Here is a 24,642-nt window from a genome sequence, read left to right as displayed (position 1 = left end):
CGGCGACGGGTAGAACCCTACCAGCTCCGTCCCGGTGTTCATGAACGGGTTTCTCGGTGGTCAGGGAGGCGTGCCGGGTCGCTCGCAGGGGGTGGAAGTGGGGAAAACCCGGACGCGGTGGCCGGTCCGGACCTACTCTCAAGTTGTGCCAGGCGCGTCGGGTCGGGTGCTTGTTGTGGACGACAACAAGGTCATCCGGCAGTTGATCAGGGTCAATCTCGAACTGGAGGGTTTCGAGGTCGTGACCGCGGCCGATGGTGCCGAGTGTCTGGACGTGATTCATCAGGTGCGGCCCGATGTGGTGACCCTGGATGTCGTCATGCCCCGGCTGGACGGACTGCGTACCGCCGCTCGGCTGCGCAGCGATCCCCGTACCCGTGATCTGCCCCTCGCCATCGTCAGCGCCTGCACTCAGCACGAGGTCGAGAGCGGGCTCGACGTCGGCGTCGACGCGTTTCTCGCCAAGCCCTTCGAACCTTCCGAACTCATCGCGCTCGTACGGCAGTTGGTCGAGCGCGAGCGGCGTGACCCGGCGGGTGGTCTGTCCATCGGCGGCGCCTTCGGCGCGGGGGAGACCGAGCGGGCCGGGCGGGGCGGTCGTACCGGCGGCTGAGGTCTCCCCGTATACAGGCCCCTCCTATAAGCCCCTCCCCATGCACAGGCCCGGCGTCCACATCCCGGACCCCCGGCCAAACCGACTGGCCTACCCACCCCCCTCCTCCCATACGCTTGTCCCGTGACCCCCGTCGAGCTCTCCCGTACCGTGCTGCGCGCGGTGCGCCGTGCTGTCGAGGACGGGGAGCTGAGTGTGGTCGTGCCTGAGAAGGCCTTGGTGACCGTGCCGGGGGCGGGTGGGTGGGGTGACTACGCCACCAACATCGCCCTCCAGCTCGCCCGGCCCGCCGGAGAGACCCCCCGTCGCGTCGCCGAGCTGCTGCGGCCGCATCTCGCCGGCGCCCACGGCGTCAGCGGTGTCGAGATCACCGGGCCCGGTTTCCTCAACATCAGTCTGGGGAGTACGGCGTCCACCGCTCTCGTCCAGGAGATCCTGCGACGCGGACCGCGGTACGGGTTCGTCGACGGGGCGGCCGCCATCAGCTACGACGGTCTCGTCGGCGGCCAACACACCCCGGCCGACCGTCCCGTACACCTGCACGCCCCCCACGAGCCACGAGCCCTAGTCGTCATGGACGTCGTCGCCCGTCTCCTGCGTTCGCAGGGCACCCTCGTCCGCACCAGTTGCGAGGCCCGGCCGGAGGCCGAGTGGGCGGCCGTTCTCGGCATCGTCGACGTCGACGCGTACGGCGTCCCGGAGGCACCGGCACCGGCTCCGCTCGACGTCCACGTTCGGCCCGTGCCCGTGCCTTTTCCCGACCTCGTAGACCTTCTCCCCCTCGGCCGCGACGCCGCACGTTGGGCCCTCCTGTACCCCGCCGCCCACGACCGGCCCCGCCTCACCGCCGACCACCTCGTGCAGCGGGAGACCAACCCGCTCTTCCGAGTCCGTTACGCCTACGCCCGCACCCGGGCCGTCAGTCGCAACGCCGCCGACCTCGGCTTCACCCCCGAACCCGGAGACGTACAAGGCGCGCACGACATACAAGGCGCACACGACGCACAAAGGGACACCACCCCCCTCCTCACCACCCTCACCGACCACCCCCGCGTCCTCGCCCGCGCAGCAGCCCACCGCACCCCCGACCTGCTCGCCCGCCACCTGGTCGCCGTAGCCGACGCCACCCTTCCCGTTCTGGCCGCGACGCTTCCGCTCGGTGACGAGAAACCCTCGGCCGCCCACCGTGCCCGGCTCGCGCTCGCCGAAGCCGCCGGGGCGGTGCTGGCCGGTGGCCTGTCCCTGCTCGGCATCGACGCACCCCAACACCTCTGAGCGCCAAGAAGACCTCCGAAATCTGAGCGCCAGGAAGAGACAGAAGAGATACGACATGAGCCGTTCCGCACACCCCGCCGGGCCCCGTCACGCCGACGTTCTGCCCGAGGGGCACTACTCCGCCCCGGCCGCAGACCTCAACGCGCTCGACCCCAAGGTGTGGGCACAGACCGTCAGCCGTGACGCGGACGGTGTCGTCACCGTCGGCGGTATCGACGTGAAGACCCTCGCCGAGCAGCACGGCACTCCGGCCTACGTCCTCGACGAGGCCGACTTCCGGGAGCGCGCCCGTGCCTGGCGTATCGCGTTCGGGCACGACGCCGACGTCTTCTACGCGGGCAAGGCGTTCCTGTCTCGTGCCGTCGTGCGGTGGCTGCACGAGGAGGGGCTCAACCTCGACGTGTGCTCCGGGGGCGAGCTCGTCACCGCTCTCTCCGCCGGTATGCCCGCCGACCGCATCGCCTTCCACGGCAACAACAAGTCCGTCAGTGAAATCACGAGGGCCGTCGAGGCCGGCGTAGGACGCATCGTTCTCGACTCCTTCCAGGAGATCGTGCGCGTCGCCCACATCGCGCAGTCCCTCGGCAAGCGGCAACGCGTGCAGATCCGGATCACGGTCGGCGTCGAGGCGCACACCCACGAGTTCATCGCTACTGCCCATGAGGATCAGAAGTTCGGGATTCCGCTTGCCGGGGGGCAGGCCGCCGAGGCCGTGCGCCGCGCCCTTCAGCTCGACGGGCTCGAACTCATCGGGATTCACAGCCACATCGGGTCGCAGATCTTCGACATGTCCGGGTTCGAGGTCGCGGCCCACCGTGTCGTCGGGCTGCTCAAGGACATCCGCGACGAGCACGGTGTCGAGCTTCCCGAGATCGACCTCGGCGGCGGGCTCGGTATCGCCTACACCAGCGACGACGACCCCCGCGAGCCGCACGAGATCGCCAAGGCGCTCACCGAGATCGTCACCCGTGAATGCGACTCCGCCAAGCTGCGGACCCCGCGTATCTCCGTCGAGCCGGGGCGCGCCATCGTCGGGCCGACCGCCTTCACCCTCTACGAGGTCGGCACCATCAAGCCCCTCGACGGGCTGCGGACGTACGTCTCCGTCGACGGTGGCATGTCCGACAACATCCGGACGGCCCTCTACGACGCCGAGTACAGCGTCGCTCTCGTGTCCCGGCGTTCCGACGCCGAGCCCATGCTCGCCCGGGTCGTCGGCAAGCACTGTGAGAGCGGGGACATCGTGGTCAAGGATGCCTTTCTGCCGGGGGACCTGGCACCGGGTGACCTCATCGCCGTACCGGCTACCGGCGCGTACTGCCGTTCCATGGCCAGCAATTACAACCATGTGCTCCGGCCGCCTGTCGTCGCCGTGAAGGATGGGGAGTCGCGGGTCATCGTCCGCCGGGAGACTGAGGACGACCTGCTCCGACTCGACGTCGGCTGAACAAAAGGAAGTCAGTAAGAGGGAAGTCAGTAAGGAAGCCCGTAAGGAAGGGTGGAAGATCTCCGGTCTTCCACCCCCGTGGAAATGAAATCGATGTCTCACGATCCGGACTATGGATAGAAAGTCCCGTCCGGTGAGTGAGACTGGTCCAACCGATGACGGTATGAGGAAACGAGGTCGGATGATGCGTACGCGTCCGCTGAAGGTGGCGCTGCTGGGCTGTGGAGTGGTCGGCTCAGAGGTGGCGCGCATCATGACGACGCACGCCGACGACCTCGCCGCCCGCATCGGCGCACCGGTCGAGCTCGCGGGGGTCGCCGTGCGGCGGCCCTCCAAGCTCAGGGAAGGCATCGACCCGGCGCTCGTCACCACCGACGCGACCGCGCTCGTCGAGCGCGGGGACATCGACGTCGTGGTCGAGGTCATCGGTGGGATCGAGCCGGCGCGCTCTCTCATCACCTCCGCCTTCGCGCACGGCGCCTCCGTCGTCTCCGCGAACAAGGCGCTGCTCGCCCAGGACGGCGCCGCGCTGCATGCCGCCGCCGAGCAGCAGGGCAAGGACCTGTACTACGAGGCCGCCGTCGCCGGGGCGATTCCGCTGATCCGGCCGCTGCGCGAGTCCCTCGCCGGTGACAAGGTCAACCGGGTGCTCGGGATCGTCAACGGGACCACCAACTTCATCCTCGACAAGATGGACTCCACGGGGGCGGGTTATCAGGAGGCCCTCGACGAGGCCACCGCCCTGGGATACGCCGAGGCCGACCCCACCGCCGACGTCGAGGGCTTCGACGCCGCCGCCAAGGCCGCCATCCTCGCCGGAATCGCCTTCCACACGCGCGTGCGGCTCGACGACGTCTACCGCGAGGGCATGACCGAGGTCACCGCCTCCGACTTCGCCTCCGCGAAGAACATGGGCTGCACGATTAAGTTGCTTGCCATTTGTGAGCGGGCTGAGGACGGGGGATCCGTCACCGCGCGTGTGCATCCCGCGATGATCCCGCTGAGCCACCCGCTCGCCTCCGTCCGCGGCGCCTACAACGCCGTGTTCGTCGAGTCCGACGCCTCCGGGCAGCTGATGTTCTACGGCCCCGGCGCGGGCGGCGCTCCGACCGCCTCCGCGGTGATGGGTGACCTCGTGGCCGTGTGCCGCAACCGGCTCAACTCGACCACCGGGCCCGGCGAGTCGGCGTATGCCGCGCTTCCCGTGTCGGGCATGGGCGAGGTCGTCACGCGGTACCACATCAGCCTCGACGTCGCCGACAAACCGGGTGTTCTCGCACAGGTCGCCACCGTGTTCGCCGAGCACGGTGTCTCGATCGATACGGTTCGGCAGCAGGGGAAGGACGGCGAGGCATCCCTCGTCGTCGTCACGCACCGCGCGTCCGACGCCGCCCTCACCGGGACCGTCGAGGCGTTGCGCAAGCTCGACACCGTGCGGGGTGTCGCCAGCATCATGCGGGTTGAAGGAGAGTAACCAGCAATGACCCACCAGTGGCGCGGAATCATCGAGGAGTACCGGGACCGGCTCCCGGTGTCCGACAGCACGCCGGTCGTCTCCCTCCGCGAGGGCGGCACGCCCCTCGTGCCCGCGCAGGTGCTCTCCGAGCGCACCGGCTGCGAGGTCCACCTCAAGGTGGAGGGTGCCAACCCCACCGGGTCCTTCAAGGACCGCGGTATGACCATGGCCATCACGCGGGCCAAGGAGGAGGGCGCGCAGGCCGTCATCTGCGCCTCCACCGGCAACACGTCGGCCTCCGCCGCCGCCTACGCCGTACGCGCCGGGATGGTCTGCGCCGTCCTCGTGCCGCGCGGCAAGATCGCGCTCGGCAAGATGGGCCAGGCCCTCGTGCACGGCGCGAAGATCCTCCAGGTCGACGGAAACTTCGACGACTGCCTCACCCTCGCCCGCGAGCTGAGCGACAACTACCCTGTGGCGCTTGTCAATTCGGTCAACCCGGTGCGCATCGAGGGCCAGAAGACGGCCGCCTTCGAGATCGTCGACATGCTCGGCGACGCGCCCGACATCCACGTCCTGCCGGTGGGCAACGCGGGCAACATCACCGCGTACTGGAAGGGCTACAAGGAGTACGCCGGGGACGGGATCGCCCGGCAGACTCCGCGCATGTGGGGGTTCCAGGCGTCCGGGTCCGCGCCCATCGTGCGCGGCGAGATCGTCAAGGACCCGTCGACGATCGCCACCGCGATCCGCATCGGCAACCCCGCGTCCTGGCAGTACGCGCTGGCCGCGCGGGACGAGTCCGGCGGGTTCATCGACGAGGTGACGGACCGTGAGATCCTGCGCGCCTACCGGCTGTTGGCCGCTCAGGAGGGCGTTTTCGTCGAGCCCGCCTCCGCCGCTTCCGTCGCCGGTCTGCTGAAGGCGGCCGAGCAGGGCAAGGTCGACCCGGGCCAGACCATCGTCTGCACGGTCACCGGAAACGGCCTCAAAGACCCCGACTGGGCCGTCGCGGGCGCCCCGCAGCCGGTCACGATCCCGGTCGACGCGCCGACGGCGGCCGAGCGCCTCGGTCTGGCGTAAAGCCTGGCGTAAAGCCGCCTGGCGGGTATTCGCCACGGGGGGTGCACAGGGGGCTTACGACACGCATCGTGCGCCTCCTGTGCGCCCTATGTCGCCACAGAACCTTCCTTCGATAGGCTGTACTGAACCCGCCCGCCGCATATGCCTGCGCGCATGGCTCGGCACCGCGCCGTCTCCACGGCCCGAGGGTCTCCACGTACCTATCGAATCTCATCGAATGTCTTCGACAATCACGCAGCTCAAGGAGAGTCATCGAGCGATGGCCGGTCCAGCCTTCCGCGCCGCCGCCGTCCGGGTGCGCGTCCCCGCCACCAGCGCCAACCTCGGCCCGGGCTTCGACGCCTTCGGCCTCTCGCTGGGGCTCTACGACGACGTCGTCGTCCGTGTCGCCGACTCCGGGCTGCTCATCGACATCGCCGGCGAGGGCAGCGAGACCCTCCCGCGCGACGAGAACCACCTCCTCGTACGAGCCCTGCGCACCGCCTTCGACCTGCTCGGCGGACAGCCGCGCGGCCTGGAGATCGTCTGCGCCAACCGCATCCCGCACGGCCGCGGCCTGGGCTCCTCCTCCGCCGCCATCTGCGCCGGCATCGTCGCCGCGCGCGCCGTGACCATAGGCGGGGACTCCAAGCTCGACGACACGGCCCTGCTGGAACTCGCCACCGAGATCGAGGGCCACCCCGACAACGTGGCGGCCTGTCTGCTCGGCGGCTTCACGCTCTCCTGGATGGACGGCGGCGCCGCGCGCGCGATCAGGATGGACCCCGCCGGTTCCGTCGTTCCGGTGGTTTTCGTGCCCGGGAAGCCGGTCCTCACCGAGACCGCGCGCGGCCTGCTCCCGCGCAGCGTTCCGCACGTCGACGCCGCCGCCAACGCGGGCCGCGCCGCACTGCTCGTCGAGGCCCTCACCCGCCGCCCCGAGCTGCTGCTGCCCGCCACCGAGGACCGACTGCACCAGGAGTACCGGGCTCCGGCCATGCCCGAAAGCGCCGCGCTGGTCGACCGGTTGAGGGCGGACGGGGTTCCGGCCGTCATCTCCGGCGCCGGACCGACCGTGCTCGCACTGGTCGACGCCGACAACGCCGACAAGGTGTCCCACCTCGCCGGTGAGGGCTGGGCCGCCAACCGTCTTGATCTCGACGCACAGGGCGCCTGCGTACTGCCACTCGCGGCCCCGAGCGCCAATTGACTACGTACCGTCGCCGGATTTCGAGAGGGGGAATGTTTGTTGGATCCGGTAGTGTTAATCTCAAGTCTGCACCCGACCCCACCATGGCGAGGTGCTTGTTGTCCCCGTCAGGGACAGACATTCTTCCGGGAGCCTCCCAAGCCGCACCGTGTTCTGTAGGGGCACTGAGCGGTTCGCCGGGCACGCTCCGGAATTGGTGCGACCAAGCCACGTGACACAGACACTCGGTGCCACTGCTTCGGGAAGCGCCGTCACCAGAAATCTCTTCCGCCGCTTAGGCGGACCACCGCCCCGGCACGGTTCACACAGCAAGAACCGAAGCCGGACAGCACAACCGGTCGCCGAGCCAGACAGGCCGACGTCCGCTCCAGGGAAGGACCCTTCGTGAGCGACACCACCGATCTGATGGGCGCACGTGTCGAGGAGACCGCTGCCGCGCCCTCCACGGACGCCTCCGCGCCTGCCACCGGTGCCGGCTCCCGGCGGCGCCGCGGTACCGGCCTCGACGGCATGGTGCTGGCCGAGCTGCAGCAGGTCGCATCCGGCCTCGGCATCAGGGGCACCGCGCGTATGCGCAAGAGCCAGCTGATCGAGGTCATCAAGGAGGCGCAGGCTGGGGGTGCCCCCTCTGGGGGAGGAGGTGCTCCGGCCAAGGCCGAGACCGCCACCGAGACCAAGCCCAAGCGCCGCGCCACCTCCAAGGCCCGTACGGGCGACGAGGCGGCCGCTCCGGCCGAGCAGAAGGCCGAGAAGGTCGCCGCCGAGAAGGCCGTGGCCCAGCAGCAGATCGACATTCCCGGTCAGCCCGCGAGCGAGGACGCTCCGGTCGAGCGTCGCCGTCGCCGTGCGACCGCCGAGGCCGGCAGCCCCGAGACGATCACCGCCGAGGTGAAGGCCGAGACGCCCGCCGCCGCGCAGGGCGAGGCCAGGGCCGACGCCGGTGACGACGGCCGTCAGGGCCGCCGGGACCGTCGCGACCGCGGTGGCCGTCAGGACCGCCAGGACCGTGACCGCGGCGACCGCCGCAAGGGCGACGAGCAGCAGGGCGGCGGCCAGCAGCAGAGCGGCGGCCGTCAGGACCGTCAGCAGGGCGGTCAGCAGCAGGACCGTCAGCAGCAGAGCGGCGGCCGTCAGGACCGGCAGCAGCGCGACAACGGCCCGCAGGACGACGACGAGTTCGGCGACGGTCGGCGCGGCCGTCGCGGCCGGTACCGGGACCGCCGTGGCCGTCGTGGACGCGACGAGTTCGGTGGCGGCGCCGCGGGCGAGCCGCAGGTCGCCGACGACGATGTCCTGATCCCCGTCGCGGGCATCCTCGACATCCTCGACAACTACGCGTTCATCCGGACCTCCGGCTACCTGCCGGGCCCGAACGACGTGTACGTCTCCCTCGCCCAGGTCCGCAAGAACGGCCTGCGCAAGGGTGACCACGTCACCGGCGCGGTCCGCCAGCCCAAGGACGGCGAGCGTCGCGAGAAGTTCAACGCGCTGGTCCGCCTCGACTCGGCGAACGGCATGGGTGCCGAATCCGGCCGCGGGCGGCCGGAGTTCAACAAGCTGACGCCGCTGTACCCGCAGGACCGGCTCCGCCTGGAGACCGACCCGGGTGTGCTGACGACCCGCATCATCGACCTCGTTGCGCCGATCGGCAAGGGCCAGCGCGGTCTGATCGTGGCCCCGCCGAAGACCGGCAAGACCATGATCATGCAGGCCATCGCCAACGCGATCACGCACAACAACCCCGAGTGCCACCTGATGGTCGTCCTGGTCGACGAGCGTCCGGAAGAGGTCACCGACATGCAGCGGTCGGTGAAGGGCGAGGTCATCTCCTCGACCTTCGACCGCCCGGCCGAGGACCACACCACGGTCGCGGAGCTCGCCATCGAGCGCGCCAAGCGCCTGGTGGAACTGGGCCACGACGTCGTCGTACTCCTGGACTCGATCACGCGTCTCGGCCGTGCGTACAACCTCGCCGCGCCTGCCTCCGGCCGCATCCTGTCCGGTGGTGTCGACTCGACGGCGCTGTACCCGCCCAAGCGCTTCTTCGGTGCCGCGCGCAACATCGAGGACGGCGGTTCGCTGACCATCCTCGCCACCGCGCTCGTCGACACCGGGTCCCGCATGGACGAGGTCATCTTCGAGGAGTTCAAGGGCACGGGCAACGCCGAGCTCAAGCTCGACCGGAAGCTCGCCGACAAGCGCATCTTCCCCGCGGTGGACGTCGACGCGTCCGGTACCCGTAAGGAAGAGATCCTGCTCGGCAGCGACGAGCTGGCCGTCACCTGGAAGCTGCGCCGGGTGCTGCACGCGCTCGACCAGCAGCAGGCGATCGAGCTGCTCCTCGACAAAATGAAGCAGACGAAGTCGAACGCCGAGTTCCTGCTCCAGATCCAGAAGACCACTCCTGGAAACGGCGACTGAGGCAAGTCAGCGTTAGCAGAGGGCCGCCCCCTGTTGAGGGGGGCGGCCCTCTGCGTTGTCAGTGGCTCGCTGTACGATCGCGCCCTTCGGACTTGCTTTCGACAATCGTCCGAACTTCTGATCCCGAGGGGGGACTTGAATGGGTACGCCCATGCCTGGGGCCGGTCGGCACAGACGCCGGATGCGTTTTGGTCTGCCTGTCGCCGCGGCCGGTATCGCCGCCGCCGTGGCCGCCGCACTGATGACGACGTCCGCCGGTGCGGCCACCGCGCTGCCGACGCCGACTGTGAAGCCCGCCGTCAGCACGACGTCGCTCGCCACGCTGAAGAAGCGCATCGCGGGTGCCGAGGCCGGTGACGACACCGCCGGGGAGACGACCAAGAAGGCGTCCCTGAGCGCGAGCACCACCGGCACGGCCGTCAGCCCGAAGATCATCGGCGGCACCGAGACCACCATCAGCACCGCGCCGTTCATGGCGCAGCTCTGGTACTACGACGACAAGGGCACCACCACCGAGACCGACGACATCGGCTTCTTCTGCGGTGGCTCGGTCATCTCGCCGTCGAAGATCCTGACGGCCTCGCACTGCGTCAAGGGCTACAACTGGGCCAAGAACGGCGCCGTCGTCACCAGCGCCACCGTGCTGCCGACCACGGCCACCGACGGCACCACCGACCTGCACGGCGGCCAGGCCACCGCGGTCCTGCGCCAGTGGAACCACCCGTCGTACAACGCGACGACCGTCGACAACGACATCGCGGTCCTCACCCTGGCGGCCCCCGTCAAGGCGACCCCGATCCGTATGACGACGAACGGCGACACGGCGTCGTACACGGGCACGCCCGCCAAGACCGCCACGGTCTACGGCTGGGGCCGCACCAGCTCCCAGACCGAGGACATCTCCGAGACGCTGAAGACGGCCGCGCTGCCCATCCAGTCGGACGCCACCTGCGTCGGCGCCTACGGCAGCCTGGTCATCAAGGCCCACATGGTCTGCGCGGGCACGCCCGCCACCGGCAGCGACACCGGTACGACGGCGATCTGCAACGGCGACTCCGGCGGCCCGCTGGTCGTCGGCGGCCGGATCGTCGGTGTCGTCTCCTGGAGCGGCGACGACGGTGACGCCACCACGGTCAACGACTGCGTCGTCGAGGGCACCTACGGTGTCTTCACCAAGGTCAGCGCCTACGTCGGCGCGGCCTACGCGCAGGTCGACGACGGCAACCTGAGCTACACCGACAACAAGGCCGACATCTACGCCCGCAAGTCCTCCACCAAGGTGGGCTACGAGCTGGACTCCAAGGGCACCTCGCTGGCCACGCGCCAGTCCCTGGGCGACTGGGGCGGCGTCAACCTGGTCCGGTCCGCCGACCTGAACCGGGACGGCTACCAGGACTGGATCTACCGGACCACCGCCGGCGCGGTCTACTGGGACCACTTCGTGCTCAACAGCGCGCGGGACGACGGCAGTTGGGCCAGCACGAAGATCTTCACCAACTGGAAGACCCGCACCCGGATCGTCGCCCCCGGCGATGTCACCGGCGACTACCTGCCCGACCTGATCTCGGTCGACAGCTCCGGTGTCCTGTGGATCTACCCGGGCAAGGGCAACGGCACCTTCAGCTCGCCGTCGCGCGTCGGCGCGGGCTGGAGCCAGTACAACGCGCTGGTCGGCCACGGCGACTTCAACGGTGACGGCAAGGCCGACCTGCTCGCCCGCAACAAGAGCACCGGCGCCGTCTACCTCTACAAGGGCGCCGGCAAGTCCGGCTCGGGTGCCTTCGCGGCCCGCGTCAAGGTGCGCAGCTGGGGCAGCTACAACGCGTTCGACTCGGTCGGCGACTTCACCGGCGACGGCAAGGCGGACCTCCTGATCCGCAACGCGAGCGGCTCGCTCTACGTCTACCCGGGCACCGGGAAGGCGACGAGCGAGATCTTCGGCACACCGAAGTCGCTCGGCACCGGTTTCCAGCAGTACGACATCTTCGGCTGAAATCGCAGGTGAGCGGGGCGTAACCCGCTGAAGTGACTACGCAGAGTGCCCATCGCAGTACGCGATGGGCACTCTGCGTTGTGCAACCCTTTCCCGAGTTTCCCTGTCTGACCTGGCGGAGCGACCATAGAGCGAGGATTGAGCGGTATCGGTCGCTTCGGCCAGGCCTGAACCCTGAAAGCAGGGGGTACCCGACCGGATCGAGATTCGAGGAGCCCATGTCCGCCGAGAGCACGCCGGAGCCCGTCATACCGGGCAAGGACGGCAACAGCGGCCCGCGCCACCGCGCCGGAGGCCGCAAGAAGGACCGCAGTCCGCGTCGTAAGGCCCTGCTGATCACGGCCTGGGTCGCGGCCGGTGTCGTGGTGCTGGGCGGTACCGGCGCCGGGTACGTGTACTTCAAGCTCAACGGCAACATCAAGAGCGTCGACATCAACCAGGCCCTCGGCACCGACCGGCCGGTCAAGGTCGACAACGGTTCCGAGAACATCCTGGTGCTGGGCTCGGACAGCCGCTCCGGCACCAACAAGAAGCTCGGCGGCGGCACCGACGACGGCAGCGCCCGCTCCGACACCGCGATGATCGTGCACGTCTACAAGGGCCACAAGAAGGCCAGCGTGGTGTCCGTCCCGCGCGACACCCTCGTCGACCGCCCCGAGTGCACCGACACCAAGGGCGTCACGTACGACGCGGCGTCCGGCGTGATGTTCAACGAGGCGTACTCCACCGGCGGCGCCGCCTGCACGGTGAAGACCGTCGAGTCCATCACCGGGCTGCGCATGGACCACTACCTCGAAGTCGACTTCGCCGGCTTCGAGAAGCTCATCGACGAACTCGGCGGCGTCCCGGTCACCACGACCAAGGCCATCAAGGACCCGCAGAGCCACCTCGACCTCAAGGCCGGCACGCACACGCTGAACGGCCAGCAGGCCCTCGGCCTGGTCCGCACCCGGCACGGCGTCGGCGACGGCTCCGACCTCGGCCGTATCCAGCTCCAGCAGGCCTTCATCAAGGCCCTGGTCAACCAGGTCAAGCACATCGGCGTCCTCACCAGCCCGACCAAGCTCTACGACCTCGCCAACACCGCCACAAAGGCCGTCACCACCGACTCCGACCTGGGCTCGGTGAACTCCCTCACATCCTTCGCCAACGGCCTCAAGAGCATCAGCTCCAAGAACATGACCATGGTCACGATGCCCGTCGAGTACGACCCGGCCAACCCGAACCGCGTGATCGTGGAGAAGTCGAAGGCCCAGCTGGTCTGGACGGCCTTGAAGAACGACCAGCCGATCCCGGTGGCGGCAACCAAGGGCACGGCAACCGGCGAAGCCAAGGGCGTCGTAACAGCTGGCTAGGGCACACCCCCCAGGGGCGCGGGGAACTGCGCGCCCAGCCCCCACGCACCCGCAGGGAATAGATCACAGACGGCCCCCGTTTTGGGAGATGGCTCCAGTCCTGGCAGACTGGACAGTCGGCCCCGGTTCACGCGACCGCACCCGCGGCAGCGACCCGGAGCCCTCCCGAAACTAGGAGACACCCTTGAAGCGCGAGATCCACCCCGAGTACGTCGAGACCCAGGTCAGCTGCACCTGTGGCGCGTCGTTCACCACCCGCAGCACGATCACGAGCGGCAACATCCGCGCCGAGGTCTGCTCCGAGTGCCACCCGTTCTACACGGGCAAGCAGAAGATCCTCGACACCGGTGGCCGCGTGGCCCGCTTCGAGGCCCGCTTCGGCAAGGCTGCTGCCGGCTCCACGAAGTAGCGAGCTCCATTTCGCCGGTCCACGGCCACGCCCTTTTTTCGGCGTGCCGGGACCGGCGTTTTTGGTCGCCCGCCTTCCCTTCCGTACGCATTTCAGGAGCCCAAGATGTTCGAGGCTGTCGAGGACCTCATCGGCGAGCACGCCGACCTTGAGACGAAGCTCGCCGACCCGTCGGTCCACGCCGACCAGGCCAACGCGCGCAAGCTGAACAAGCGCTACGCCGAGCTCACCCCGATCGTCGCCACGTACCGCTCCTGGAAGCAGACCGGCGACGACATCGAGACCGCGCGTGAACTCGGCGCCGACGACCCGGAGTTCGCGGCCGAGGTCAAGGAGCTGGAGAAGCAGCGGGACGAGATCACGGAGAAGCTGCGGCTGCTGCTGGTGCCGCGTGACCCCAACGACGACAAGGACGTGATCCTTGAGGTCAAGGCGGGCGCGGGCGGCGACGAGTCCGCCCTGTTCGCCGGTGACCTGCTGCGCATGTACCTGCGGTACGCGGAGCGCGTCGGCTGGAAGACCGAGATCATCGACGCCACCGAGTCCGAGCTGGGCGGCTACAAGGACGTCCAGGTCGCCGTGAAGACCAAGGGCGGCAACGGCGCGACCGAGCCCGGCCAGGGCGTCTGGGCGCGGCTGAAGTACGAGGGCGGGGTGCACCGCGTGCAGCGGGTGCCGGCGACCGAGTCCGCGGGCCGTATCCACACCTCGGCGGCCGGTGTCCTGGTCACCCCCGAGGCGGAGGAGGTCGACGTCGAGGTCAATCCGAACGACCTCCGCATCGACGTCTACCGTTCGTCCGGTCCCGGCGGGCAGTCCGTCAACACGACCGACTCCGCGGTGCGCATCACGCACATTCCGACCGGAGTCGTCGCTTCCTGCCAGAACGAGAAGAGCCAGCTGCAGAACAAGGAGCAGGCACTGCGTATCCTGCGCTCCAGGCTGCTCGCCGCGGCACAGGAGGAAGCGGAGAAGAACGCCGCCGACGCCCGCCGCAGCCAGGTCCGCACGGTCGACCGCTCCGAGAAGATCCGTACGTACAACTTCCCGGAGAACCGCATCTCGGACCACCGCGTCGGATTCAAGGCGTACAACCTTGACCAGGTCCTGGACGGCGACCTCGACGCGATGATCCAGGCTTGCGTGGACGCGGACTCGGCCGCCAAGCTCGCGGCGGCGTAAGGCACGGCACGTATCGCACGGACGAGTACGACACGGAGGACTTGCGTGAACCTGCTGCTCGCAGAGGTGGCCCAGGCCACCCAGCGGCTGGCCGACGCCGGCGTGCCCTCGCCGCGCAACGACGCGGAGGAGCTCGCCGCGTTCGTGCACGGTGTGAAGCGGGGCGAGCTGCACTCCGTGAAGGACGTGGACTTCGACGCCCGCTACTGGGAGACCATCGCCCGGCGCGAGCAGCGTGAGCCGCTCCAGCACATCACCGGCCGGGCCTTCTTCCGGTACCTGGAACTCCAGGTCGGGCCAGGGGTGTTCGTGCCGCGCCCCGAGACCGAGTCGGTCGTCGGCTGGGCCATAGACGCGGTGCGCGCGATGGACGTCGTAGAGCCCCTGATCGTGGATCTGTGCACGGGCTCCGGCGCCATCGCGCTCGCCCTCGCGCAGGAGGTCCCGCGCTCCCGGGTGCACGCCGTGGAGCTGTCCGAGGACGCCCTCCAGTGGACCCGCAAGAACATGGAGGGGTCGAGGGTCGACCTGCGGCAGGGGAACGCCCTGGACGCCTTCCCCGACCTCGACGGCCATGTCGACCTGGTCATCTCCAACCCGCCGTACATCCCGCTCACCGAATGGGAGTACGTCGCGCCCGAGGCCCGGGACTACGACCCCGAACTCGCCCTGTTCTCAGGCGAGGACGGCCTCGACCTGATCCGCGGCATCGAACGCACCGCACACCGACTTCTCCGCCCGGGCGGTGTCGTCGTCATCGAGCACGCCGACACCCAGGGCGGCCAGGTGCCGTGGATCTTCACCGAGGAGCGTGGCTGGGCCGACGCGGCCGACCACCCCGATCTCAACAACCGCCCGCGCTTCGCGACCGCCCGCCGGGCGACGCCATGACCAGCGCCCCGACATTCGACCCGCAGCAGTACGTGTACGAGGAGGCCCGCTAGACATGGCACGGCGATACGACACCAATGACGCGACCGACCGCACGACGGGTCTGCGCGAGGCCGCGTCCGCCGTCCGCCGGGGCGAACTCGTGGTCCTGCCGACCGACACGGTCTACGGCATCGGGGCCGACGCGTTCTCCTCGGAGGCCGTCGCCGATCTCCTGGACGCCAAGGGCCGGGGCCGCAACATGCCCACCCCCGTCCTCATCGGCTCCCCGAACACGCTGCACGGCCTCGTCACGGACTTCTCCGAGCTGGCCTGGGAACTCGTCGACGCGTTCTGGCCGGGCGCCCTCACGCTGGTCGCCAAGCACCAGCCGTCGCTCCAGTGGGACCTGGGGGACACCCGGGGCACGGTCGCCGTCCGTATGCCGCTGCACCCGGTCGCCATCGAGCTGCTGACCGAGGTCGGCCCGATGGCGGTCTCCTCGGCGAACCTCACCGGCCACCCGGCGCCGGAGGACTGTGACGCGGCCCAGCAGATGCTCGGCGACTCGGTCTCCGTGTACCTCGACGGCGGTCCGACGCCCGGCAACGTGCCGTCGTCGATCGTCGACGTCACGCGCGAGGTGCCCCTGCTGCTGCGCGCGGGCGCGATCTCGGCGGAGGAGCTGCGGAAGGTCGTACCCGACCTTGAGGTGGCGAATTGACAGCCCCTGACGCGGGGCGTGGCATAGGCAACGGGGAAGTGACGGGGACCTTCGGGCTTCCCATGGACAGCTTCCGCATCCTCCACGTCAGCACCGGCAACGTGTGCCGCTCGCCGATCACCGAGCGGCTGACCCGTCATGCCCTGGCGGACCGGCTCGGCGACCCGCTGTGGGGCGGGCTGATCGTGGAGAGCGCCGGTACGTGGGGCCATGAGGGTGCGCCCATGGAGACCAACGCGGCGACGGTCCTCACCGACTTCGGCGCGGACCCCTCCGGGTTCACCGGCCGCGAGCTGCTGGACGACCACGTGATCCGCGCCGACCTGGTGCTGACGGCCACGAGGGACCACCGGGCCCAGGTCATCTCGATGGGCCACTCGGCGGGCCTGCGCACCTTCACCCTCAAGGAGTTCACCCGCCTGGTGAAGGCCATAGACCCCGCGACCCTCCCGCCCCTGGAGGACGGCATGGTGGCCCGCGCCCGCGCCCTGGTCCGCGCGGCAGCGGCCCTACGAGGCTGGCTCCTGGCCCCCACAGCGGAAGCGGACGAGGTCTTCGACCCGTACGGCGCCCCGCTCCCGTTCTTCCGCTCCATCGGAGACGAGATAAACCAGGCGATCGACCCCGTGGTCACCGCCCTCACAGGCGTACCGGCCAAGACGTAGCAACGGCCGCGCGCCCCACCCGCCCCGGGCCTACATTGGACGTACGTCACCGTCGACGCCCCGGAGTCCACCATGTCGGTCACCCCTGTCCTTGAGGCCGATGTCCTGCGCCGTCAGGACCCCGAGCTGGCCGAGATCCTGCTCGGGGAGCTCGAACGGCAGTCGACGACGCTCCAGCTGGTCGCCGCCGAGAACTTCACCTCGCCCGCCGTGCTGGCCGCGCTCGGCTCCCCGCTCGCCAACAAGTACGCCGAGGGATACCCCGGCGCCCGCCACCACGGCGGCTGCGAGATCGTCGACGTCGCCGAGCGCGTCGCCGTCGACCGGGCGAAGGCGCTGTTCGGTGCCGAACACGCCAACGTGCAGTCCCACTCCGGGTCTTCGGCCGTGCTGGCCGCCTACGCCGCGCTGCTGCGGCCCGGCGACACCGTCCTCGCGCTGGGGCTACCGTACGGCGGTCATCTCACGCATGGGTCGCCCGCCAACTTCTCCGGCCGCTGGTTCGACTTCGTCGCCTACGGCGTGGACGCGGAGACCGGGCTCATCGACTACGACCAGGTGCGCGCCCTCGCCCGCACGCACCGGCCCAAGGCGATCGTCTGCGGGTCCATCGCCTACCCCCGGCACCTCGACTACGCCTTCTTCCGCGAGGTCGCCGACGAGGTGGGTGCCTACCTCATCGCCGACGCGGCCCATCCCATCGGCCTCGTCGCCGGGGGAGCGGCGCCGAACCCGGTGCCGTACGCCGACGTCGTCTGCGCCACCACGCACAAGGTGCTGCGCGGGCCGCGCGGCGGGATGATCCTGTGCGGGAGCGAGCTGGCCGAGCGGGTCGACCGGGCGGTGTTCCCGTTCACGCAGGGCGGCGCGCAGATGCACACCATCGCGGCGAAGGCCGTCGCCTTCGGCGAGGCGGCGACCCCGGCCTTCACGGCGTACGCCCATCAGGTGGTCTCCAACGCCCGGGTGCTCGCGGCGGGACTCGCCGCCGAGGGGCTCGCCGTCACCACCGGCGGTACCGACACCCATCTGATCACCGCGGACCCGGCACCCCTCGGAGTCGACGGACGCACCGCGCGCGGCCGGCTCGCGGCGGCCGGGATGGTGCTCGACTGCTGTGCGCTCCCGCACGGTGACGCCCGTGGAATCAGGCTGGGTACGGCCGCCGTGACCACGCAGGGCATGGGCGTGGAGGAGATGGCGCGGATCGGCGCGCTGCTCGCGGGGGTGCTGCGGGACGAGGTGGAGAGCAGAAAGGCACGTGACGAAGTGCGGGATCTTGTGGGTGGATTTCCGCCGTATCCGGGCTGAACGGGGGTACCCGGACCCGGGCACACAGCCACACGTGCAACCATCTTCGCTACCCGGAAGTCCCCAACCATATGCGTCCCTCGCTAGGGTGTGGGGCTGTGATGGCCAGCGAGACCTGTGGGGAAGCCTGTGCGTGAATACCTGCTGACGCTCTGCGTGACGGCCGCGGTGACGTATCTGCTGACCGGGCCGGTGCGGAAGTTCGCGATCGTGGCCGGAGCGATGCCCGAGATCAGGGCCCGTGACGTGCACCGGGAACCCACTCCGCGGCTCGGCGGGATCGCCATGTTCTTCGGCCTGTGCGCCGGACTGCTGGTCGCGGACCACCTGACCAACCTCAACGAGGTCTTCGAGAACTCGAACGAGCCGCGCGCCCTGCTCTCCGGAGCGGCCCTGATCTGGCTCATCGGTGTCCTGGACGACAAGTTCGAGATCGACGCCCTGATCAAGCTCGGCGGCCAGATGATCGCCGCCGGCGTGATGGTGATGCAGGGTCTGACGATCCTGTGGCTGCCCATCCCGGGCGTCGGCAACGTGGCGCTGACCCAGTGGCAGGGCACCCTGCTGACGGTCGCCCTGGTCGTCATCACCATCAACGCGGTCAACTTCGTCGACGGCCTCGACGGCCTGGCCTCCGGCATGGTGTGCATCGCCGCCGCCGCGTTCTTCCTGTACGCCTACCGGATCTGGTACTCGTACGGCATCGAGGCCGCCGCCCCGGCCACGCTCTTCTCGGCGATCCTGATGGGCATGTGCCTGGGCTTCCTGCCGCACAACATGCACCCCGCGCGGATCTTCATGGGCGACTCCGGCTCGATGCTGATCGGGCTCGTCCTGTCCGCGGGTGCGATCTCCATCACGGGACAGGTCGACCCGGACGCGCTGCAGTTGTTCCTGCACTCCGAGAAGGCGGCCGTGCACTCGACGGTGCCGGTCTACATCCCGCTGCTGCTGCCGCTGACGATCATCGCGGTGCCGGCCGCCGACCTGGTGCTGGCGATCGTGCGCCGCACCTGGCGCGGTCAGTCGCCGTTCGCCGCGGACCGCGGCCATCTGCACCACCGGCTCCTGGAGATCGGCCACTCGCACAGCAGGGCGGTGCTGATCATGTACTTCTGGTCGGCGCTGATCGCGTTCGGCGCGCTGTCCTACTCGGTCAGCTCGGCCTCGATGTGGATCGTCCTCGGCATCGTCTTCCTGAGCGCGATCGGCCTGCTGCTGCTCCTGCTGCCGCGCTTCACGCCGCGTGCGCCGCGTTGGGCCGAGCACCTGGTGCCGCCGCGATATCGCCGTCGCAGGACCGGAGTTGACCCTGTCGTGGTGCTGGCGGAGGAGGACCGCGACCCGCGTCCCCCGCTTGTCGCCGGAGTGTCAGGAGTCAACGGGGCGACCGCTGTCGGCCCTCGTTCGCGGCTCCTGGACGGACGTAAAGCGGAGTCCTCGCGCTGACGCCAAGGTAAGAATCTGACTAAAGCGTTGCCATCTCGTGGGCAGACAAAGCCTCCCCATACCAGACAAGTTGGCCGCTATTTTGCACAGACGCGCACTGTCACTCTCATGTGTGACAGCAAGCACACCTTCTAGGTAAAGACCGCATCAAATAGTTTGTGATACGGTTCACGAGAACCCGGGACAGAGCCGAAGGACCGTAGTGCGACGGTCCATTGGCGTGAGGTTCTCTCTCATCCCGGGACTACGCTCGTCCATGACGACACGCCCCCCTTAGCAAGCGGAGTTGCCGCCATGCCGTCCAATGACGCCCGGATTCTCCTTCAAGCCGCTGTGCCCACAGCTGCCGTCGGCGCGATTGCCGCCGTCGTCAGTGGCGTGGTCGCCGGCGGCAAAGGAGCTATTGGGGCAGCCGTTGCGACGCTGATCGTGATCCTCTTCATGGGAATCGGGCTCTACGTTCTGCAGCGCACTGCCAAATCGCTTCCGCACCTGTTCCAGGCGATGGGCCTCATGCTCTTCGCGGCGCAGATTCTTCTGCTGTTCATTTTCCTGGCCGCGTTCAAGCACACCACCCTCTTCAATCCCAAGGCCTTCGCGTTCACCCTGCTCGCCGGCACCATCATCTGGATCGTCGCGCAGACCCGTGCCCACATGAAGGCCAAGATCCTCTACGTCGAGCCCGAGAAGTCGGGGCATTCGTCGTGAGAGGTAGGGCCGGGATAAGAGGGCGTAAGAGATCCTGCTATCGTCCGGTGCCAACTGCGGCATCGCGGGCGCGGGCATCTGAGCTGACGCCTGCTCAATCGCGAGGCTTGATGCCCCACTGCCGCCCCCACATCCGTAACACCAGTCCAGTGCCGAACCGCGGCCATGCGCCGCGCCGACACAACGAGGTTGCCGTACCTATGCGCCACGCTGAAGGAGCCCGCGGTGAGTGCTGACCCGACGCAGGTGCTCGCCTTCGAGACCGACTGCCACATCTTCGACGGCTGTGGCTTCCCGGCTCCCGGCCTGCACTCGTTCCTGTTCAAGCCCCTCCTGGGGGACGGCGACAGCAACGTGTACTTCAATAAGCCGATGCTGCTGGCGCTGCTCGGCTCGGTCATCGTCGTCGGCTTCTTCTGGGCCGCCTTCCGCAAGCCGAAGGTCGTCCCCGGCAAGCTGCAGATGGTCGCCGAGTCCGGCTACGACTTCATCCGCCGCGGAGTCGTCTACGAGACGATCGGAAAGAAGGAGGGCGAGAAGTACGTACCGCTGGTCGTCTCGCTGTTCTTCTTCATCTGGATGATGAACCTCTGGTCGATCGTCCCGGTCGCCCAGTTCCCGGTGACATCGATCATCGCGTACCCGATCGTCCTCGCGGCGATCGTCTACATCACCTGGGTCTCGCTGACGTTCAAGCGACACGGATTCGTCGGCGCCTTCAAGAACTTCAGCGGTTACGACAAGTCGCTCGGCGCGGTTCTCCCGCTGGCGATGGGCATCGAGCTGCTCTCGAACCTGATCGTCCGGCCGTTCACGCACGCGGTCCGACTGTTCGCCAACATGTTCGCGGGCCACACCCTGCTGCTGCTCTTCACGATCGCCAGCTGGTACCTGCTCAACGGCATCGGCATCGCCTACGCGGGTGTCTCGTTCGTCATGGTCATCGTGATGACGGCCTTCGAACTCTTCATCCAGGCCCTGCAAGCGTATGTCTTCGTGCTGCTGACCTGCACCTTCATCCAGGGCGCGCTCGCCGAGCACCACTGAGCACACCCTCCAGAACCCCCCTTAGCGTCCGGTTGGCCAATCCCCACCGGTCCGTACAGATAAGGAAGAATCAGCATGGCTGCCATTGAGACCCTCGCCGCCGTCGGCGGTTCGCTCGGTTCGATCGGCTACGGCCTCGCCGCCATCGGTCCCGGCGTCGGCGTCGGCATCATCTTCGGTAACGGCACCCAGGCTCTTGCCCGTCAGCCCGAAGCTGCCGGCCTGATCCGCGCCAACCAGATCCTCGGCTTCGCCTTCTGTGAGGCGCTCGCCCTCATCGGTCTGGTCATGCCGTTCGTCTACGGCACCTGATCTGTCGATCAGCAACAGCCCACTAGACGAAAGGCACTGACATGAGCCAGCTGCTCATTCTGGCGGCCGAGAAGGAGAACCCTCTCGTCCCGCCGATTCCCGAGCTTGTCATCGGCCTGATCGCCTTCGTCATCGTCTTCGGCTTCCTCGCCAAGAAGCTCCTCCCGAACATCAACAAGGTTCTGGACGAGCGGCGCGAGGCCATCGAGGGCGGTATCGAGAAGGCCGAGGCCGCCCAGACCGAGGCACAGAGCGTGCTTGAGCAGTACAAGGCTCAGCTCGCCGAGGCCCGGCACGAGGCCGCGCGGCTGCGCCAGGAGGCGCAGGAGCAGGGCGCCACGCTCATCGCCGAGATGCGCGCGGAAGGCCAGCGGCAGCGTGAGGACATCATCGCCGCCGGTCACACGCAGATCGAGGCCGACCGCAAGGCCGCTTCGCAGGCGCTGCGCCAGGACGTGGGCAAGCTCGCCACCGACCTGGCCGGCAAGCTCGTCGGCGAGTCCCTTGAGGACCACGCCCGGCAGAGCCGTGTGATCGACCGTTTCCTCGATGAACTTGAGGAGAAGGCCGAGGCCGCGCGATGAACGGAGCGAGCCGCGAGGCCCTGGCAGCCGCACGTGAGCGTCTCGACGCGCTGACGGACTCCACGTCCGTGAACGCGGCGCAGCTCGCCGACGAGCTGGCCGCCGTCACCGCGCTGCTCGGCCGTGAGGTGTCGCTGCGTCGGGTCCTCACCGACCCGGCGCAGGACGGCGAGTCCAAGGCCGGGCTGGCCGAGCGCCTGCTCGGTGGCCAGGTCGGCGGTCCCGCCCTCGACCTGCTGTCCGGCATGGTGCGCTCCCGCTGGTCGCAGCCCCGCGACCTGGTGGACGCGCTGGAGGAGCTGGCGGCCACCGCCGACCTCACCGCCGCCCAGCAGTCGGGCGACCTCGACGACGTCGAGGACGAGCTGTTCCGGTTCGGCCGGATCGTCTCCTCGAACACCGGGCTGCGCGCCGCGCTGACCAACCGCGCCGCGAGCACCACGGCCAAGAGCGAGCTGCTCGGCAGCCTGCTCGGCGGCCGGGCCAAGCCGGCCACCGAGCGACTGGTGACGCGCCTTGTGACCGCGCCGCGGGGACGTAGCCTGGAGGCGGGACTCGAATCCCTGTCCAAGCTCGCCGCCGAGCGCCGTAGTCGCCTGGTAGCCGTCGTCACCACGGCGGTCCCGCTGAGCGACCCGCAGAAGCAGCGCCTGGGCGCCGCCCTCGCGAAGCTCTACGGCCGCCAGATGCACCTCAACATCGACGTGGACCCCGAGGTCCTCGGCGGAATCCGGGTGCAGGTCGGCGACGAGGTCATCAACGGCTCCGTCGCGGACCGCCTCGACGACGCCACCCGCCGCATGGCGAGCTAGCAGCACCACAACAAAGACGTAGTAAGGCGGCCCGAGTTGGGCCGTGCAGAGGATTCACCTCGTTCATGGGGGGAGTCCCCCCATCCCCCCAAGTGAAACTTCGGGCCCAACAAGGAGAGCAGGGAACCCAGATGGCGGAGCTCACGATCCGGCCGGAGGAGATCCGGGACGCGCTGGAGAACTTCGTCCAGTCGTACAAGCCGGACGCGGCCTCGCGCGAGGAGGTCGGCACGGTCACCCTTGCCGGCGACGGCATCGCGAAGGTCGAGGGCCTGCCCTCGGCCATGGCCAACGAACTGCTGAAGTTCGAGGACGGCACCCTCGGTCTTGCGCTCAACCTCGAAGAGCGCGAGATCGGTACCGTCATCCTCGGTGAGTTCAGTGGCGTCGAGGAGGGCCAGCCGGTCACCCGCACCGGAGAGGTCCTGTCCGTCGCCGTCGGCGAGGGCTACCTCGGCCGTGTCGTCGACCCGCTCGGCAACCCGATCGACGGCCTCGGCGACATCGAGACCAGCGGTCGCCGCGCGCTGGAGCTGCAGGCTCCGGGCGTCATGGCCCGTAAGTCGGTGCACGAGCCGATGGAGACCGGCTACAAGGCCGTCGACGCGATGACCCCGATCGGCCGTGGCCAGCGTCAGCTGATCATCGGCGACCGCCAGACCGGCAAGACCGCCCTGGCCGTCGACACGATCATCAACCAGCGCGACAACTGGCGCTCGGGCGACGTGAACAAGCAGGTCCGCTGCATCTACGTCGCCATCGGCCAGAAGGGCTCCACCATCGCCTCCGTGCGTGGTGCGCTCGAAGAGGCCAACGCGCTGGAGTACACGACCATCGTCGCCGCCCCGGCGTCCGACCCGGCCGGCTTCAAGTACCTGGCGCCGTACACCGGTTCGGCCATCGGCCAGCACTGGATGTACGAGGGCAAGCACGTCCTCATCATCTTCGACGACCTCTCGAAGCAGGCCGACGCCTACCGCGCCGTGTCCCTGCTGCTGCGCCGTCCGCCGGGCCGCGAGGCCTACCCGGGTGACGTCTTCTACCTGCACTCCCGTCTGCTGGAGCGCTGCGCGAAGCTCTCCGACGAGATGGGCAAGGGCTCGATGACCGGTCTGCCGATCGTCGAGACCAAGGCCAACGACGTCTCGGCGTTCATCCCGACCAACGTCATCTCCATCACCGACGGCCAGTGCTTCCTGGAGTCGGACCTCTTCAACGCCGGTCAGCGCCCCGCGCTGAACGTCGGTATCTCCGTCTCCCGAGTCGGTGGTTCCGCGCAGCACAAGGCGATGAAGCAGGTCTCCGGCCGACTGCGCCTCGACCTCGCCCAGTACCGCGAGCTGGAGGCGTTCGCCGCCTTCGGTTCCGACCTGGACGCCGCGTCGAAGGCCCAGCTGGAGCGCGGCCAGCGTCTGGTCGAGCTGCTCAAGCAGCCCCAGTACCAGCCGATGGCCACCGCCGACCAGGTCGTCTCCGTGTGGGCCGCGACCACCGGCAAGATGGACGACGTACCGGTCGCCGACATCCGCCGCTTCGAGACGGAGCTGCTGGAGTACCTGCACCGCAAGGAGCAGGGCCTTATGACCTCCATCAAGGAGGGCGGCAAGATGTCGGACGACACCCTCACCGCTGCCGCCGACGCCATCGCCGAGTTCAAGAAGCAGTTCGAGACCTCGGACGGCAAGCTTCTCGGCGAGGACGCCCCGGCCTCGGCCAAGTGACGTAAGGAAGGGACCT

Annotated in this window: 22 protein-coding genes; all 22 read left to right on the top strand. The window is 68.8% G+C overall.

The window, feature by feature from the left end; genetic code table 11:
- Positions 1-40: 40 nt before the first annotated feature.
- Positions 41-613, top strand: coding sequence for a response regulator (locus tag AB0I69_RS20865; protein WP_363097102.1), 573 nt, complete (start codon positions 41-43; stop codon positions 611-613).
- A gap of 123 nt (positions 614-736) precedes the next feature.
- Positions 737-1,888, top strand: coding sequence for an ArgS-related anticodon-binding protein NrtL (gene nrtL, locus AB0I69_RS20860; protein WP_363097101.1), 1,152 nt, complete (start codon positions 737-739; stop codon positions 1,886-1,888).
- Positions 1,889-1,943: 55 nt separating this feature from the next.
- Positions 1,944-3,335, top strand: a complete 1,392-nt coding sequence (gene lysA / locus AB0I69_RS20855; RefSeq protein ID WP_363097100.1) for a diaminopimelate decarboxylase — start codon at positions 1,944-1,946, stop codon at positions 3,333-3,335.
- Positions 3,336-3,516: 181 nt separating this feature from the next.
- On the top strand, positions 3,517-4,809 hold the full coding sequence (locus AB0I69_RS20850) for a homoserine dehydrogenase (protein WP_363097099.1): 1,293 nt from the start codon (positions 3,517-3,519) through the stop codon (positions 4,807-4,809).
- A 6-nt stretch (positions 4,810-4,815) separates the two neighbouring features.
- A complete protein-coding gene (thrC, locus tag AB0I69_RS20845; protein ID WP_363097098.1) occupies positions 4,816-5,874 on the top strand; it encodes a threonine synthase in 1,059 nt (352 codons plus the stop codon).
- Between the two features lie 259 nt (positions 5,875-6,133).
- Positions 6,134-7,063, top strand: coding sequence for a homoserine kinase (gene thrB / locus AB0I69_RS20840; protein ID WP_363097097.1), 930 nt, complete (start codon positions 6,134-6,136; stop codon positions 7,061-7,063).
- Positions 7,064-7,447: 384 nt separating this feature from the next.
- Positions 7,448-9,484, top strand: a complete 2,037-nt coding sequence (gene rho / locus AB0I69_RS20835) for a transcription termination factor Rho (RefSeq protein ID WP_363097096.1) — start codon at positions 7,448-7,450, stop codon at positions 9,482-9,484.
- Between the two features lie 181 nt (positions 9,485-9,665).
- Positions 9,666-11,477: a trypsin-like serine protease gene (locus AB0I69_RS20830; protein WP_363097095.1), complete on the top strand. Its 1,812-nt coding sequence runs from the start codon at positions 9,666-9,668 to the stop codon at positions 11,475-11,477.
- A gap of 218 nt (positions 11,478-11,695) precedes the next feature.
- The gene (locus AB0I69_RS20825; protein WP_363097094.1) at positions 11,696-12,832 is read left to right on the top strand and encodes an LCP family protein; all 1,137 of its coding nucleotides are present in this window, start codon (positions 11,696-11,698) and stop codon (positions 12,830-12,832) included.
- Positions 12,833-13,016: 184 nt separating this feature from the next.
- Positions 13,017-13,241: a 50S ribosomal protein L31 gene (gene rpmE, locus AB0I69_RS20820; RefSeq protein WP_019060712.1), complete on the top strand. Its 225-nt coding sequence runs from the start codon at positions 13,017-13,019 to the stop codon at positions 13,239-13,241.
- Positions 13,242-13,346: 105 nt separating this feature from the next.
- Positions 13,347-14,423 carry a peptide chain release factor 1 gene (prfA, locus tag AB0I69_RS20815; RefSeq protein ID WP_363097093.1) on the top strand — a complete coding sequence of 359 codons (1,077 nt, stop codon included), beginning with the start codon at positions 13,347-13,349 and terminating at the stop codon, positions 14,421-14,423.
- Between the two features lie 45 nt (positions 14,424-14,468).
- Positions 14,469-15,314, top strand: coding sequence for a peptide chain release factor N(5)-glutamine methyltransferase (gene prmC, locus AB0I69_RS20810; RefSeq protein WP_019073183.1), 846 nt, complete (start codon positions 14,469-14,471; stop codon positions 15,312-15,314).
- A gap of 55 nt (positions 15,315-15,369) precedes the next feature.
- Positions 15,370-16,017, top strand: coding sequence for an L-threonylcarbamoyladenylate synthase (locus AB0I69_RS20805; protein WP_019060715.1), 648 nt, complete (start codon positions 15,370-15,372; stop codon positions 16,015-16,017).
- Entirely contained in the window at positions 16,014-16,682 is a 669-nt protein-coding gene (locus AB0I69_RS20800; protein ID WP_026150979.1) for a low molecular weight phosphatase family protein, read from the top strand. The genes AB0I69_RS20805 and AB0I69_RS20800 overlap by 4 nt, the downstream gene beginning before the upstream one ends.
- 72 nt (positions 16,683-16,754) lie before the next feature.
- The gene (gene glyA, locus AB0I69_RS20795) at positions 16,755-17,993 is read left to right on the top strand and encodes a serine hydroxymethyltransferase (RefSeq protein WP_363097092.1); all 1,239 of its coding nucleotides are present in this window, start codon (positions 16,755-16,757) and stop codon (positions 17,991-17,993) included.
- 129 nt (positions 17,994-18,122) lie between these two features.
- Entirely contained in the window at positions 18,123-19,442 is a 1,320-nt protein-coding gene (locus AB0I69_RS20790) for an MraY family glycosyltransferase (RefSeq protein WP_363097091.1), read from the top strand.
- Positions 19,443-19,736: 294 nt separating this feature from the next.
- Positions 19,737-20,150 (top strand): hypothetical protein, encoded by a 414-nt coding sequence (locus AB0I69_RS20785; RefSeq protein WP_363097090.1) that lies wholly within the window; start codon positions 19,737-19,739, stop codon positions 20,148-20,150.
- 210 nt (positions 20,151-20,360) lie between these two features.
- Positions 20,361-21,197, top strand: coding sequence for a F0F1 ATP synthase subunit A (gene atpB / locus AB0I69_RS20780; protein ID WP_363097133.1), 837 nt, complete (start codon positions 20,361-20,363; stop codon positions 21,195-21,197).
- 75 nt (positions 21,198-21,272) lie between these two features.
- Positions 21,273-21,509: a F0F1 ATP synthase subunit C gene (locus tag AB0I69_RS20775; RefSeq protein ID WP_093629141.1), complete on the top strand. Its 237-nt coding sequence runs from the start codon at positions 21,273-21,275 to the stop codon at positions 21,507-21,509.
- 41 nt (positions 21,510-21,550) lie between these two features.
- Positions 21,551-22,093, top strand: coding sequence for a F0F1 ATP synthase subunit B (locus AB0I69_RS20770; protein ID WP_363097089.1), 543 nt, complete (start codon positions 21,551-21,553; stop codon positions 22,091-22,093).
- Complete coding sequence (locus tag AB0I69_RS20765; protein WP_363097088.1) at positions 22,090-22,905, top strand: F0F1 ATP synthase subunit delta; 816 nt, start codon at positions 22,090-22,092, stop codon at positions 22,903-22,905. Before AB0I69_RS20770 ends, AB0I69_RS20765 begins: the two co-directional genes overlap by 4 nt.
- Before the next feature lie 131 nt (positions 22,906-23,036).
- Positions 23,037-24,626, top strand: coding sequence for a F0F1 ATP synthase subunit alpha (gene atpA / locus AB0I69_RS20760; RefSeq protein WP_363097087.1), 1,590 nt, complete (start codon positions 23,037-23,039; stop codon positions 24,624-24,626).
- Positions 24,627-24,642 lie beyond the last annotated feature (16 nt).

Origin of the sequence: Streptomyces sp. NPDC050508 (genome assembly GCF_040655155.1) — a bacterium.
Taxonomy (GTDB): domain Bacteria; phylum Actinomycetota; class Actinomycetes; order Streptomycetales; family Streptomycetaceae; genus Streptomyces.
The sequence above is the reverse complement of the archived record's forward strand: the minus strand, read 5'-3'. Positions and strand labels throughout refer to the sequence as shown.